The organism is Lentzea rhizosphaerae, from assembly GCF_042649515.1.
Taxonomy (GTDB): Bacteria; Actinomycetota; Actinomycetes; order Mycobacteriales; family Pseudonocardiaceae; genus Lentzea; species Lentzea aerocolonigenes.
The window spans coordinates 175,425-189,482 of record NZ_JBHRZI010000046.1 but is presented as its reverse complement, the minus strand read 5'-3'; the positions used below and the strand labels follow the sequence as shown (position 1 = coordinate 189,482).

15 protein-coding genes (1 of these 15 cut by a window edge) are annotated in these 14,058 nt (G+C 68.1%); 13 read left to right on the top strand and 2 right to left on the bottom strand.

The features are described from left to right. Positions 1 to 54 precede the first annotated feature (54 nt). The 4 genes from ACFOWZ_RS42725 (at position 55) to ACFOWZ_RS42710 (ending at position 3,583) form a co-directional block, all read left to right on the top strand. On the top strand, positions 55 to 471 hold the full coding sequence (locus ACFOWZ_RS42725) for an Lrp/AsnC family transcriptional regulator (RefSeq protein WP_382379698.1): 417 nt from the start codon (positions 55 to 57) through the stop codon (positions 469 to 471). A gap of 63 nt (positions 472 to 534) precedes the next feature. Then, a complete protein-coding gene (locus ACFOWZ_RS42720; protein ID WP_382379697.1) occupies positions 535 to 2,052 on the top strand; it encodes a BTAD domain-containing putative transcriptional regulator in 1,518 nt (505 codons plus the stop codon). A gap of 51 nt (positions 2,053 to 2,103) precedes the next feature. Continuing rightward, entirely contained in the window at positions 2,104 to 2,796 is a 693-nt protein-coding gene (locus tag ACFOWZ_RS42715; protein ID WP_382379696.1) for an SDR family NAD(P)-dependent oxidoreductase, read from the top strand. 58 nt (positions 2,797 to 2,854) lie between these two features. Next, complete coding sequence (locus ACFOWZ_RS42710; RefSeq protein WP_382379695.1) at positions 2,855 to 3,583, top strand: SDR family NAD(P)-dependent oxidoreductase; 729 nt, start codon at positions 2,855 to 2,857, stop codon at positions 3,581 to 3,583. Here ACFOWZ_RS42710 and ACFOWZ_RS42705 read toward each other — a convergent pair. Together ACFOWZ_RS42705 and ACFOWZ_RS42700 are read right to left on the bottom strand one after the other, a co-directional pair. Further along, on the bottom strand, positions 3,532 to 4,269 hold the full coding sequence (locus ACFOWZ_RS42705; protein ID WP_382379694.1) for an alpha/beta fold hydrolase: 738 nt from the start codon (positions 4,267 to 4,269) through the stop codon (positions 3,532 to 3,534). The two genes, ACFOWZ_RS42710 and ACFOWZ_RS42705, sit on opposite strands and share 52 nt — an antisense overlap. Positions 4,270 to 4,310: 41 nt before the next feature. Then, positions 4,311 to 5,660 carry a jacalin-like lectin gene (locus ACFOWZ_RS42700; RefSeq protein ID WP_382379693.1) on the bottom strand — a complete coding sequence of 450 codons (1,350 nt, stop codon included), beginning with the start codon at positions 5,658 to 5,660 and terminating at the stop codon, positions 4,311 to 4,313. A 404-nt stretch (positions 5,661 to 6,064) separates the two neighbouring features. On the opposite strand from ACFOWZ_RS42700, the gene eno reads away from it, so the two are divergent. From eno to ACFOWZ_RS42655, 9 genes are all read left to right on the top strand, one after another. Then, positions 6,065 to 7,351 (top strand): phosphopyruvate hydratase, encoded by a 1,287-nt coding sequence (gene eno, locus ACFOWZ_RS42695; protein ID WP_030467588.1) that lies wholly within the window; start codon positions 6,065 to 6,067, stop codon positions 7,349 to 7,351. Positions 7,352 to 7,363: 12 nt separating this feature from the next. Further along, a complete protein-coding gene (locus tag ACFOWZ_RS42690) occupies positions 7,364 to 7,858 on the top strand; it encodes an FtsB family cell division protein (RefSeq protein WP_382379692.1) in 495 nt (164 codons plus the stop codon). Beyond that, the gene (locus ACFOWZ_RS42685; RefSeq protein WP_382379691.1) at positions 7,834 to 8,334 is read left to right on the top strand and encodes a DUF501 domain-containing protein; all 501 of its coding nucleotides are present in this window, start codon (positions 7,834 to 7,836) and stop codon (positions 8,332 to 8,334) included. The genes ACFOWZ_RS42690 and ACFOWZ_RS42685 overlap by 25 nt, the downstream gene beginning before the upstream one ends. A 145-nt stretch (positions 8,335 to 8,479) precedes the next feature. Further along, the gene (locus ACFOWZ_RS42680; RefSeq protein ID WP_382379690.1) at positions 8,480 to 9,793 is read left to right on the top strand and encodes a lytic transglycosylase domain-containing protein; all 1,314 of its coding nucleotides are present in this window, start codon (positions 8,480 to 8,482) and stop codon (positions 9,791 to 9,793) included. Positions 9,794 to 9,895: 102 nt separating this feature from the next. Further along, on the top strand, positions 9,896 to 10,726 hold the full coding sequence (locus tag ACFOWZ_RS42675; RefSeq protein WP_382379689.1) for a helix-turn-helix domain-containing protein: 831 nt from the start codon (positions 9,896 to 9,898) through the stop codon (positions 10,724 to 10,726). A gap of 13 nt (positions 10,727 to 10,739) precedes the next feature. Next, complete coding sequence (locus ACFOWZ_RS42670; protein WP_382379688.1) at positions 10,740 to 10,910, top strand: DUF397 domain-containing protein; 171 nt, start codon at positions 10,740 to 10,742, stop codon at positions 10,908 to 10,910. 100 nt (positions 10,911 to 11,010) lie between these two features. Then, positions 11,011 to 12,918, top strand: a complete 1,908-nt coding sequence (locus ACFOWZ_RS42665) for a LamG domain-containing protein (RefSeq protein WP_382379687.1) — start codon at positions 11,011 to 11,013, stop codon at positions 12,916 to 12,918. Positions 12,919 to 12,961: 43 nt separating this feature from the next. Beyond that, positions 12,962 to 13,519 carry a GNAT family N-acetyltransferase gene (locus ACFOWZ_RS42660; protein WP_382379686.1) on the top strand — a complete coding sequence of 186 codons (558 nt, stop codon included), beginning with the start codon at positions 12,962 to 12,964 and terminating at the stop codon, positions 13,517 to 13,519. Continuing rightward, a protein-coding gene (locus ACFOWZ_RS42655) for a GNAT family N-acetyltransferase (protein ID WP_382379685.1) crosses the window boundary here: on the top strand, positions 13,509 to 14,058 show its 5' portion. 80 nt of this gene lie beyond the right edge of the window; 550 of the gene's 630 nt are visible here — the first part of the coding sequence; the start codon lies at positions 13,509 to 13,511; the stop codon falls past the right edge of the window. The genes ACFOWZ_RS42660 and ACFOWZ_RS42655 overlap by 11 nt, the downstream gene beginning before the upstream one ends.

The following is a 14,058-nucleotide window of genomic DNA, read 5'->3' as shown; positions in this document are numbered from 1 at the left end:
AAGGTGTTTGCGTTCTTTGCTCATGGACGCCGTGGATCGCAAATTCTTGCGGAGTTGCAGCGTGACGGGCGGATCACCGTCACCGATCTGGCGCAACGCGTGCAACTTAGCATCTCGCGCTGCCAACGCCGGTTGCGCGAGCTGGAACGCGACGGGGTGATCCGCGGCTACCGGGCCGTGGTGGACGCCGCCGCCGTCGGGTTCGGCTTCGAGGCGTTGGTCTTCGCCAAGCTGCGGCTGGACACCATGGCCGACTTCGACCGCGCGCTCGCCGACGTGCCGAACGTCGTGGAGGCCCAGCGACTGTTCGGCAGCCCCGACTACCTGCTGCGCGTCGTCACCGCGGATCTCGCGTCCTACCAGCGCCTCTACGAGGAAACGCTGGCCAAGCTGCCCGGCGTGCGCGGGCTGACCTCGACCATCGTCATGAAGCAGGTCATCGAGCCGAGGCCGTTGCCGACGAGTCCGTGACGTTCGGGAAGCGGGGAATGACCGGGCGCGTTGTGCTGTTGCATGAGCCTGCGCTTCTCACTGATGGGTCCGGTACGAGCCTGGCGTGACGACGAGGAGATCGAGCTGGGGCCGCGCCAGCAGCGGGCGGTGCTGGCGGCGTTGCTGCTGAACAACGGCATCCGGCTGAGCAACGAGCAGTTGATCGGCATGGTCTGGGACGACCCGACGCCGAGCGCGGTCATGGCGTTGCGGACGTACATGTACAAGATCCGCAAGACCCTGCCCGAGCTGAACCTGAAGTCCAAGGACGGCGGCTACACCCTCCGCGCGGAGATCGTCGACGACTGCCGCGGCGAACCCTTGGAGGGCCTCCAAGGCACCTACTTCGAGGCTCAACGGCTGCGGCTCGGCCAGCACCGGCTCAAGGCGCGGGAGGACTGGCTCGAACGTGAGCTGAACGTGCTCGAACTGCAGAAGCACGTCGCCGCCAACCCGTTGCGCGAACGTCCGCGCGCACTGCTGATGTACGCCCTCTTCCAGGAGGGCAGGCAGGCCGAGGCGTTGGACCACTTTCACCAGGCGCGCGCTCTGCTGAACGAGGAGCTCGGCATCGAACCGGGCCCGGAGCTGCGAAAGATCCACGCGCAGATCCTCAAGGGCGACCTGAACCTGCCTCGCAGACCCGAGCAGCTGCCGCCGGATCTGGCCGACTTCACCGGCCGCGCCGCGGAGATCGCGCAAGCCCTGCAGACGTTGCCGGGCACGGTCGGCATCACCGGCATGCACGGCAGCGGCAAGACCGCGCTGGCCGTCCGAATCGGGCATCTCGTCAGGCACCGCTTCAAGGACGGGCAGATCTTCGTGCGCGGCAAGGACGTCGCGAACGATCTGCTGCGCGCGGTCGGGGTGGAGAACCCGACCGGCGACAAAGCCGCGCTGTGGCGGGAGAAGGCGCGCGGCAAGCGGTTCCTGGTCATCGTGGACGACGTGCCGGACGCGGCCTCCATCTCCGACCTCGCGTCGCCCGGCTCCGCGATGATCGTCACGAGCGTCCGGCGGCTCAACGAGCTGCCCGGCGTGACCTGGTTGAAGATCGCCGGGCTCACCGGTGCGGAGGCGCACGAGTTCTTCCGCAAGGTCCTCGACCCCGCACGGATCGCCGCCGAGCCGCAGCAGGCGGAAGAGATCCTCAACCGCATGTCGTACCTGCCGCACGCCGTCCGGGTGGTCGGCGGCAAGCTCTCCGCCCGGCCGAACTGGACCGTCGCGATGGTCCTCGCCCAGATGGAACGGGACACCAAGCGAGGCGGCGCCGCCTCCTCCGACTGCCGGGCCGTGCTGGCGCCCATGATCAAAGTCGAGGGGCAGCTCAACGACGAGGCGCGGCACCTCCTGCTGTGCTTCGCCCAACAGGACGCCGAGGTGATCGACGTGAGCGCGGCGGCGGAGATGTCCAGCCTTCCGGTCGGTGCGATCGAGTACCTGCTGGAGTCGCTCGCCGACGTGCACCTGATCGAGCCGCTGGTGCTCGGCCGATACCGGCTGCCTCGGTTCGTGCGGACCTACTTCGGCTGGCGCACACCTGCGCTGACCAGCTGATTCACTCGGCGTTTACGGCCTGACGACGGCCGGGCGGAACCGTCTGGAGCCATGGAACTCCAGGGACAACGAGCACTCGTCACCGGCGCGACCTCCGGCATCGGCCGCGCGGTGGCGGCGAAACTGGCCGAGGCCGGCGCGACCGTCATCACCACGGGACGCCGCGCTCTCGGCGGCACGCGGCACGTCGTCGCCGACCTCGGGAACCTCGACGACGTGCGCAGGCTCGCCGACGAGGTGGGCGAGGTCGACGTGCTGGTCAACAACGCGGGCATCTTCCCGTTCGGGCCGACGCTCGAGCAGGACGTCGAGACCTACGAGCAGGTCTTCAACGTCAACGTGCGCGGGCCGTACTTCCTCACCGCCGCGCTGCTGCCGAAGATGATCGCGAAGGGCGGCGGCAGCATCATCAACATCTCCTCGGTCACCGCCCGCACGGGTACGCCGATCATGTCGGTCTACGGCGCGTCGAAGGCCGCGCTGGACTCGTTGACGCTGAGCTGGGCGGTGGAGTTCGGTGGCCACGGCATCCGGGTCAACTCCGTCGCGCCCGGCCTCACCCGCACCGAGAAGGTCGAGGAGAATCTCGGCGACGCCATCGAGCACGTCGTGGCGTCGACACCGCTCGGCCGTGCGGGCGAGCCGGAGGAGATCGCGGAGGCCGTGCTGTTCCTGGCCTCGCCGCGGTCGAGCTTCCTCACCGGCTCGGTCGTCACCGCGGACGGCGGCGCGCTCGCGACCTGACCTGGCCGTATATCCGGAATTTATGTTCTGACGATGCCGTGCGGGCAAGTTCGTGAACATGCGAACTTTGGAGAACCAGAAGGCACTCGTCACCGGTGCCACGTCCGGAATCGGCCGCGCGATCGCGGTGAAGCTCGCCGAGCAGGGCGCGACGGTCTACGTGACCGGCCGTCGCGCCGAGCTCGGCAAGGAGACCGTCGAGCTCATCGAGAAGGCCGGCGGAACGGGCCACTACATCGTCGCGGACGTCGCGAACATCGACGACGTCCGCAAGCTCGCCGAGGAGGTCGGCGAGGTGGACGTGCTGGTCAACAACGCGGGCATCTTCCCGATGTCGTCGACCCCCGAGCAGTCGCTCGACGACTACGAGCAGGTGTTCGACGTCAACGTCCGTGCGACCTACTTCCTGACGGCCGCCCTCGTGCCGGCCATGGTGGCGAAGAAGAAGGGTGCGATCGTCAACGTCTCGTCGGTCGCCGGGCAGATCGGCACCCCTGCCGGTTCCGTCTACAACGCCTCCAAGGCCGCGATGGACGCGCTGACCCGGTCGTGGGCCATCGAGTTCGGCGCGGCGGGAGTGCGGGTGAACTCCGTGGCACCTGGGCCGATCGCGACCGAGGCGGTGGCGTCGATCGACCTGTTCCACGAGATCAGCGCCGCCACGCCGCTCACCCGTGCGGGGCAGCCCGAGGAGATCGCGGAGGCCGTGCTGTTCCTGGCCTCGGACAAGGCCAGCTACATCACCGGCGCGGTGCTCGCGGCCGACGGCGGGTTCGTCGCGACCTGAGCCAGCAGTCCGGTGACGGACGAGGGCGACTCGACGTGCACGTTGTGGCCCGCGCCGGGAAGGATCACCGGCTCGGGCACCAGCTCCTCCAGGTGCTCCCGGGGGCTCATCGGGTCGTTCTCGCCTGCTGCCAACGTGATCTGGGCCTTCGACGCCATGATCAGGCCGGGCATGTCCGGCCTGCCGACGCCGAAGGCCCTCATGTCGAGGGCCGGCGACCATCCACCGTCCACTTCGGACACGCCGTGTGCGAGTTTCACGCCCGCCATCTTGTTCGCGCGCTCTTCGGCCTCTTCCTTCGTTTCGAAGACCTTGGCCGGTTTGTTCGCGAGTGACGCGGCCTTCTCCAGCTCCTCGTCGGTCCACCGCACCTTGATCCCGACGCCGACGCACGTGGTGACATCGGCCCCGAACCAGCCGCTCGCGAGCGTCAGGGCGACAACCCCGCCCAGCGAGTGGCCGATGACCGCAACGGGTTCTCGGGGGATCACGTCGGCCACGGCTGCCGCGATCGAGCCGAACGTGTAGCGGTCGAGGCGTCCGGAGCGTCCGTGGCCAGGCAGGTCGGGCACGAGCCAGCTGCCGTGCCAGTCCTCCACGACGTCGTTCCACACCTCACCGGTCGCTCCCAGGCCGTGCAGGAGCACCAGCAACGGCCCGTTTCCACCACGTTCGACATGAAGCACGTCAGCATCCGTCCTGTTCCGCGGGCAGAACCCAGGACAGCCTAGTTCTTCCGCGTGTAGATGAAGCCGATCTTGTCGACCTCGTCGCCGGTGCGGCCCGTGAAGCCCGCGATGCCCCAGCCGGCGGGCGCGGTGCGGGTGACGCAGTTCGAGGTGGTGCTGCCGCCGGCGAGCGTGCGCCCCAGGTTGGTGGTGAACTTCGCGTAGAACACCCGTGTGTGGTTGTTCTTCTGGGCCTGGCAGAGGTACGCGCTGTTCACGTACTCGTTGCTGCCCAAGGTGAGCGACGAGTACGTGCCGCCCTGCCCGCCGTGGGTCAGCTTCGTGCCGTCGCCCAGCGTCACGCCCACCTGGTCGACACGGGAACCACTCCGCAGGGAGATCTCGGTGGCCTGAGCGCCCCACGCCACCCGGTCGACGTCGTTGAAGTAGTTGCCGTGCGGGCCGCCGAACTGCTCGCTGAACTGGTACGCCGGGTTGGTCGACCAGCTGAACCCGACGGCCAGCGGGTAGTGGTCGGACAGCATCTTGCCGGTGCCGTCCTGCAGGAAATCGGTGTGCTTGTTGGCGTACGAGGTCGCGTTGAGCGTGACGGCCCGGCTGCCGCGGTACCAGAACTTGTCGACGACCTCGCAGTCGTTGGTGGGGTTGGCGCTGTCGCACACCAGGGCGTCGCTGCCCTCTGCCGGGGCGTTGCCGCCACGGACGAGCTGCACCCACGGGTCGGTCAAACCGTTGGCAGCGGCGAAGTTGCGGATCGTCGTGCCGTCGGTGTTGCGCGTGTAGCGGGTGTTGGTGTCACCCATGACCACCACCGCGTTGCCGGCCGAGTGGCTCTGGATGAACGAGCTGAGCTGGTTGAAGTTGGAGGCCCGTGCCGCCAGGTCGCCGCTGTTGCTGCCCGCGTCGGCGTGCATGTTGTAGAAGTCGACGTACACGCCTTCGGCCAACCGCGTCCGCATGAACGTGAAGCCCTTGGGCGTCAGGCAGTCGCCGCTGTTGAGGTCGCAGTCGTTCCACTTGACCCGCTCGAAGTCGTCCCAGTCGAACGGCTTGTGGGACAGCGAGTTGAGCCCGCTGCCGAACGGCACGCCGCCGGTCGTCGCGGTGCGGTGCGGGTGGTTGTTCGCCGCGTACAGCTGAGCGTGGTAGTTGAAGTCCTCCTGCACGTGGACGATGTCGTACGGCGCCAGCCGCTGTCCGATCGCCGTGGTCGCGGGCACGCGGGGAGTGGGCGCGCTCGACAGCGACTCCGGCAGTCCCGCGATGTTGTACGTCATCGCGGTGAACGTGCCCGACTCCGCAGCTGAGGCTGTGGCGGTTGTCGGCAGAACCACGATCGCGGCCGAGGCGAGTGTTGCCGCCACGGCGCCTGCCAGTGCTCGTCGCATGAGGGGGCCCTTCTTCGCGCCCGGACGCCCTTCCGGGCGGAGTTGACGAGAATGTAGGACTTGCCGTGCGCCACCGGAACTGGATGGTGAATGAATTTCGCGTTCATGGTGATGAACCAGCCTGGTGGTGTGGGCTGAACGGCTGCCGGTCATCCGCCATGCAGCTCGCGGTGGTTCGTCCGGCACGTGAAACTGGCCGTCGTGAAGGGCTCCCGCGAAGCGGTGGTGAGCGAGTTCGGGCTGGCGAGTTCGGACATCGGCTGGGCCGCCACACCGACGTCTGGCACGATTCAGTAGACCGGACCCGGCGCTCCACTGTGATCCGCAGGTGTCGAGCCCCAGCCGGTCACCTGGCCCAAGTAGGCTCGTCGCGAGACGAGACGCAGGAGAAACAGGGAGCGCAAGTGGCGGTCATCGAGCAGGTCGGAGCACGCGAGATCCTGGACTCGCGCGGCAACCCCACCGTCGAGGTCGAGGTGGCGCTGGACGACGGCACGCTGGAGCGTGCGGCCGTTCCGTCGGGCGCGTCGACCGGTGAGCACGAGGCGGTGGAGCTGCGGGACGGCGACGCCAAGCGGTACCTGGGCAAGGGCGTCGAGCGGGCGGTCACCGCTGTGCTCGACGAGATCGGGCCCGAGCTCGTCGGCATCGAGGCCGTCGAGCAGCGTGTGGTCGACCAGAAGCTCGTCGACCTGGACGGCACGCCGGACAAGTCGCGCCTGGGCGCCAACGCGATCCTCGGTGTCAGCCTCGCGGTGGCCAAGGCGGCCGCGACCAGCAGCGGCCTCGAGCTGTTCCGCTACGTCGGTGGCCCCAACGCGCACGTGCTGCCGGTGCCGATGCTGAACATCCTCAACGGTGGCGCGCACGCCGACACCGACGTGGACATCCAGGAGTTCATGATCGCGCCGATCGGCGCGGAGACGTTCCGCGAGGGTCTGCGCTGGGGCGCGGAGGTCTACCACGCGCTCAAGTCCGTGCTGAAGAGCAAGGGCCTCGCGACCGGCCTGGGCGACGAGGGCGGGTTCGCCCCCAGCCTGTCCAGCAACCGCGACGCGCTCGACCTGATCCTCGAGGCCATCGAGAAGGCGGGCTACCGCGCCGGCCGTGACGTGGCCCTCGCGCTCGACGTGGCCGCCACCGAGTTCTTCTCGGACGGTGCCTACACGTTCGAGAAGTCGAAGCGCAGCGCCGAGCAGATGATCGGCTACTACTCCGAGCTGGTCCGCGACTACCCGCTGGTGTCCATCGAGGACCCGCTGTCCGAGGACGACTGGGACGGCTGGGTGCAGATGACCGCCGAGCTGGGCGAGAAGGTCCAGATCGTCGGCGACGACCTGTTCGTCACGAACCCGGAACGCCTGGAGGAGGGCATCTCCCGCCGCGCCGCCAACGCGCTGCTGGTGAAGGTCAACCAGATCGGCACGCTCTCCGAGACGCTCGACGCGGTCTCGCTGGCCACCTCGTACGGCTACAAGTCGATGATGTCGCACCGTTCCGGCGAGACCGAGGACACGACCATCGCCGACCTCGCCGTCGCGACCGGTGCCGGCCAGATCAAGACCGGCGCCCCGGCCCGTGGTGAGCGCACCGCGAAGTACAACCAGCTGCTGCGCATCGAGGAGTCGCTCGGCGACGCGGCGCGCTACGCCGGTGAGCTCGCGTTCCCGCGTTACACGCCGGAGAGCTGAGAAGCTTCAGGTATGGCCGAGCGCGCGCGTCGTCCCCGCCGCCCCCGCGAAGAGCGGGAGGCGCGGCCTGCGCGCGCTCGGAAGCCACCGCGCCCCAAGGCGCCCACGCGCCGCAGCGACGGCACGGGTGGCGCGTTCGGCATGACCGGTACGCGGCGGGCCGCGATGTTCGCGATGGTGCTGTGCGCACTGGCGTTGAGCATCGCGGTCCCGCTGAGGACCTACCTCTCGCAGCGCGACGAGCTGCGTGACGTGGGTGCCGAACAGCAGAAGCTGCGCGAGACGGTCGCTGCCCTGGAGCAGCGCAAGGCACAGCTGCAGGACCCGGCGTACGTCGAGATCGAGGCGCGCAAGCGGCTGCACTGGGTGCGGCCGGGCGAGGTGCCCTACATCGTGCAACTGCCGGGTGACGAGAGTCGCAACACTGAATCGGAGAGGCCGTCGGGCAAGCCCGCGGCGCAAAGGTCTTGGTACGAGGAACTGTGGGAATCGGTGACGCACAAGTAAGTGCTGCTGACCTGGAAACGGTCGCCAAGCAGCTCGGCCGCACGCCGCGCGGGACACGTGCGATCGCCTCGCGGTGCCCCAGCGGGCACCCGAACGTCGTGCAGACGGCCCCGCGGCTGCCCGACGGGACGCCGTTCCCGACGCTGTACTACCTGACCTGCCCGAAGCTGAACTCCCTGGTCAGCACGCTGGAGGGCGGCGGGCTGATGAAGGAGCAGCAGGAGCGCCTGGCGACGGACGAGGAGCTCGCCGCCGCCTACCAGCGCGCGCACGAGTCGTACCTCGCGGAGCGTGACGCCATCGAGTCGCTCGGCACCCAGGTCACCGCGGGTGGCATGCCGACTCGCGTCAAGTGCCTGCACGTGCACGTCGCCCACGCCCTCGCGAAGGGCCCGGGCGTGAATCCCATGGGTGACGAAGCCCTGGCAATCTTGAAGGAGCAGGAGCTCTGGCCCGCCGGCGACTGCGCCGGTTAACAGTCAACGGAACCGAACACACGCTTCACTCCGTCTTGGGTACACCTGGCCTCACGAGTGGGGCAGGGTGGGACAGGTCACCGATGGGGGCGTCTGCCGTAACGTTGGACGGCGCGCCGCGATGACGCACGAGAGGTGAGTATTCGTGGCAATGGCCAAACTGCGCGGACCCGCGGCGCTGACCCCCAGGCAAAAGGGGTTCGCCGTTGCTGCGCTGGCTGCGATGCTCGCCCCCGCGTTGATCGTCGGCACGAAGCTCGTCGACTGGGTCAACCTCTCGAAGCACAACGACATCGCTGTCGCTCTCGGTCCCGCCGACGTCTACGGAGCGTTGCGCCGTGACCCCTCCGAGCTGGGCGCGTCCGGCCGCCTGCCCATGTCCGAGGAGCTGAGCGCCGCACTGCTCGCCGACCTCCAGGACGGCGACATCGACGACCTCGACAACGACCCCGGCCTGGTCGACAACTTCCCGGGCACCTACGACATCCCCGGCGTCGTCTTCGAGGCCTACCTCCGCGCCGAGGACAAGATGGCGCAGCTCGTCCCCGGCTGCAACCTCGACTGGGCCCTGCTCGCCGGCATCGGCAAGGTCGAGTCGAACCACGCCAACAACGGCCGCGTGAACGCCGTCGGCGACGCCACCCCCAAGATCCTCGGCCCGGTCCTCAACGGCGCCCCCGGCATGGCCGCCATCCGCGACACCGACGGCGGCCGCCTCGACGGCGACACCGCCTGGGACCGCGCGGTCGGCCCGATGCAGTTCATCCCGAGCACCTGGGCGAGCTTCGGCGGCGACGGCAACGAGGACGGCACCACCAACCCGAACAACGTCTACGACGCGGCCCTCGGCGCCGGCCGCTACCTGTGCGCGGGCGGTGGCGACATGACCAAGCAGGAAGACCGCGCCAAGGCCATCTGGCGCTACAACAACTCCACGACGTACGTCCAGACCGTCCTCAAGTGGGCCAAGCAGTACAGCGAGAACGTCAACGCGCTGCCCGGCCTGCCCGCCACGGGCAACAACCAGCAGAACCCGGCACCGAACAACCCGACGCCGAACCCGAACCCCGGCACGACGAACCCGCCGGCGACCTCGGTGACGCCGTCGATCCCCCCGAAGCCGACCTGCCCGACGCCGACCTCGTCTTCGAGCGCGACGTCCAGCTCCTCCACGTCGTCGTCCACGCCTTCGTCGACCACGTCGTCGTCTTGCCCGCCGTCGTCGTCCTCTTCCTCGACGCCGTCGTCGGCTTCGTCTTCGTCCAGCTCGTCGTCCTCTTCTTCTTCGTCGTCTTCGAACCCGCCCGCGCAGTCGTCGTCGGATCCGCCCGCCCAGTCCTCCTCCGGGACCACCCAGTCGACGACGAACAACACCACCACCGGTGGTACGAGCAGCACCGCCGGCAGCAGCTCGGTGCAGTCGGCGTCGACCAGTTTGGTCACGAGCACGCCCAGCTAGTCCGGCGTGTCGCGTTGGAACGATTCCAAGTCGTACTTCGTTCGGGGCGATTCGGGCAGAAACGTTGGAGCGGAAGGGATCCCGTCTCCTAGCTTCGTTTCCATGCCGAAGCGCAACTCAAGCGTGGTGGGCCGGGAGTTCGGCACCGGGGTCCGCGACGCGATCGAGCAAAGCGGCCTCACGCAACGAAAGCTGGCCGAGCTGCTCGACTGGCAGGAGGCCAAGGTCTCCGATCTGGTGCAGGGCAAGGGCGGCGTGGACGAGGTCGACCTCGTGCGACTGCTGTCCTACTGCCGTGCACCCGCCGCCGACGTCGAACACCTGCTCGCGTTGTTCAGGGAGTCGCGCGAAAAGGGCTGGCTGCTGTTCCCCGAGGACGGCGTTCCAGAGCGGCTGCGCAGCCTGATCGAACAGGAGCGCATCGCCAGCAAGATCATCGCGTGGTCGATGAACCTCGTCCCCGGTTTGCTTCAGATCGCCGCTTACATGCGCGCGGTGGCGGAGAAGTCGACGCGGCTCAAGTCTGCGGAGATCGATGCGTTCATCAGGGCGAAGCTCGAACGGCAGGCGATTCTGAGGCCTGGCCGCGAGTTCGTGTTTTTCGTGCACGAGCAGGCACTTCGGCTGCCTGTCGGTGGCCCGGACGTGATGCGGTCGCAGCTGAACCACATACACACGATGTTGGTGCGCCAGTACATCAGCTTCCGGGTAGTCCCAACCGCGATCGGCGCGCACGCCGGGTTGGCCAGTTCCTTCGTCCAATTGAGGTACGAGAAGTTCGAGCCAGTCGTCTACATCGAGAACCACAACACCGGCCTCTTCCTGGAGGACAAGGGGTCTCTCGACACGTACGGGGATGCCTTGAAAGGGCTGGATCGTGACGCCTTGGACGCGGTTCAATCGAGGGGGCTGATCACCAGCATGCTGTCCTGAGGAGGCGTTCCGCATGTCGAACTGGCGCAAGAGCAGCTACAGCGCTGACGGAAGTGACTGCGTCGAGGTCGGCCACGGCATCGGCATCCGCGACAGCAAGGCGCCCGCCGCACACGTGCAGGTCTCCCGCGAGGCGTGGGACGCCTTCCTCCGGTATTCCCTGTCGGTCCCGACTCGTCCATAGTGCTTCAGCACGGGTCGGGGACCGTCTTTCCGGGGGAAGTACAACGTTGATCAACGCCAGAGGGCGGAGCCTTGCTCTGCCCGTCTTCACCGCTGCGCTCATGCTCATCGGCTCAGCCACCGCGAACGCGGCAGCATGTCCGAACCCGCCGGTCGACCTCGGGATCGAGGGGTGGGGGCCGAACGGCGCAGATGCGTTGCCCTGCCGCACTGGTGACGACCGCGCTGCTGTGGCCACTCGCACTCCGAGGTTGCGCGCCAGGTTGTCCCATCCCGACCGCGGAGTGCTGAGCGCGGACTTCGTGGTGCGTCAGGGGGAGAACCGCGTCACGGAGCTCACGACGACCAGCGTGCCGTCCGGCTCGTTCGCCGAAGTGACGGTCCCGCAGAACGTTCTCGCCGAGAACGGCGTCTACAGCTGGTCGGTCCGCGCGAACGACGGCAAGCACCGCTCGAAGTGGGTTGGCGACTGCGAATTCCAGGTCGATTCCATCGCGCCGAACCAGCCTGTCGTGTCGTCGACGGACTACCCGGCCACCGGCTTCCACGGCAGCCCTGGCCGCACCGGCGTCTTCACGTTCTCGCCCAACGGTTCCACGGACGTCGTCCGGTACGGCTGGTCGTTGAACTCCGACACCTTCGACAACCGGGTCGACGCGACCGGCGCGGTGGACGTGCCGATCACGCCGACGCAGAGCGGCCTCCAATCGCTCTACGTGCGGTCGTACGACAAGGCCGGACACCCGTCGCCGGCCCAGATCTACGTCTTCAGGGTCGCGGACGCGCCCAGGCCGTCCACACCGGTGGCGACGTGGAAGCTCGACGAGACCGACGGAACGACCGGGGCCGATGCCACTGACAACGGTCACTCGCTGACGCTGTCCGGTGCGACCTTCGGGACCGGGTACGAGAACAACGGTCAGGTCAACACCACGGGCTCGTTCTCGGCGACCTCGTCCGCGCTCGTCGACACCGCGCGGGCGTTCTCGGTGTCGGCCTGGGTGAAGCTCGACGACAAGAACTCCAGCTACACCATCGCGAGCCAGGACGGGGATCGCGAGAGCGGTTTCTCCCTCAGGTACGCAGGCGATCGTTGGTCGTTCGGCGCGGCGACCTCCACCACGCCTGCGCAGGCCGGTGAGTGGACTCATCTGGTCGGCACCTACGAGCCGCACAGGGTTTCCTTGTACGTCAACGGAAAGCTCGACGGAACGGCGGACACGACGTTCGCGAACGCGTCTGGGCCGTTCGTGCTCGGTGCCGGCCAGAAGGACGGCACGCGGGTCGAGCAGCTGCCGGGCACGATCGACCAGGTCCAGGTGTGGGACCGCGTCGTGACCTCGGCCGAGGCGGCCAAGCACAGCAACCTGGTGGGGCTGCGCGCCCGCTACAGCATGGACGAGCTCAGCGGCACCACGACCAAGGACGAGGTCAGCGGCCAGAACGGCTCGTTGTCCGGCAGTGCCGGGTGGGGGAGCACGCCTCTGGATCCCGACGACCCGAACCAGATCCTGACCAGCAAGGACAAGTGGTTGCGCTTCGCCGAGCCCGGCACCGGTGAGATGACCGGGCCGCGGCCGGCGAACCTGCGCACCGACCGGTCGTACACCGTGTCCGCCTGGGTGCGGCACCGGGACTTCGGTGACACCGCGGGGACCGTCGTCAGCACGGGCGACTCGGCGTTCGTGCTGGGCTACCGGCCGGACACGGGCAGGTGGGGCTTCCAGCTGGCGGACGGCACAGTCGCGCTCTCCTACTCGCCTGCGAGGGCGAACACGTGGGAACTGCTCGTGGGGACCTACGACGCGGCGACGGGCATAATCGCGTTGTACGTCAACGGCTACCCACCGGGCAGCGCCCCGGCCGGATCTCAGCCGATCAACGGGACCGGCGACCTCCAGGTCGGACGCGGCGTCACCGGTGACGTCGACGACGTCCGCGTGCACTCGGGGGTGATGCTCGAGCAGGACGTCCGTGACCTGTTCTCGGCGTCCAACCACTACAACTGAAAATCGCGAGGCGCGAGGCGGCCGTCCTTGGCATGGTGCAGGTGTGCGACCTGACTACCCGCTGAAAACGGACCGCCTCGTCCTCCGCCCGTTCGAGGAGCACGACCTCGACGACCTGCACGCCTACCGCTCCGATCCCGAGGTCTGCCGCTACCTCTACGGCGAACCTGCCACCCTCGAGGACTCCGCCGACCGGCTCACCAAGTGCCTGACGATGAGCGAGCTGACCGAGGAAGGGCAGTGGCTCGTGCTCGCCGCCTACTGGCCGGAAGCCGGGAGGGTCGTCGGTGACGTCGTCCTCAAGTGGATCAGCGAGAAGGATCGTCAGGGCGAGATCGGGTACGTGTTCAACCCGGAGTTCCAGGGACGCGGGCTCGCGCGGGAGGCCGCCGCGGAGATGCTGCGGATCGGGTTCGAGGACATGGGGCTCCACCGGATCGTCGCCCAGTGCGACCCGCGCAACGAGCCGTCGTGGGGGTTGATGGAACGCCTCGGCATGCGCAGGGAGGCGCACTTCCGGCAGAACGAGGTCTTCAAGGGCGAGTGGGGCGACCTCTACATCTACGCGATGCTCGACGAGGAGTACGCGCGTGCGTCCTGACTACCCGATCAAGACCGCCCGTCTGGTCCTCCGGCCGTTCGAGACGGGCGACCTCGACGACGTCTTCGCGTACCGGCGGCTCGAAGAGGTCAACCGCTACCTCTACAGCGAGCCGTACACGCGTGCCGAGGCCGCCGAGAACCTCGCCAAGTGGACCGCGCAGGACGAGATCATCGAGGACGGGCAGTCGCTGGCGCTCGCGGTGACCCTCGAAGGGCAGGTCATCGGCGAGGCCGACCTCAAGCTGCTGAGCGCCGAACACCGGCAGGGCGAAGTCGGCTACATCTTCAACCCCGCGTTTCACGGCCAGGGCTATGCGAGCGAGGCCGCACGAGCAATCCTGAAGATCGGCTTCGACGAACTCCACCTCCACCGGATCCAGGCCGAGTGCGACGTGCGCAACGAGCCGTCGTGGCGGGTCATGGAACGCCTGGGCATGCGTCGGGAGGCCCACTTCAGGCACAAGGAGATCTTCAAGGGCGGGTGGGGCGACAGTTTCGTCTACGCCGTGCTCGCCGAGGAGTACCGGTCGCGGGGGG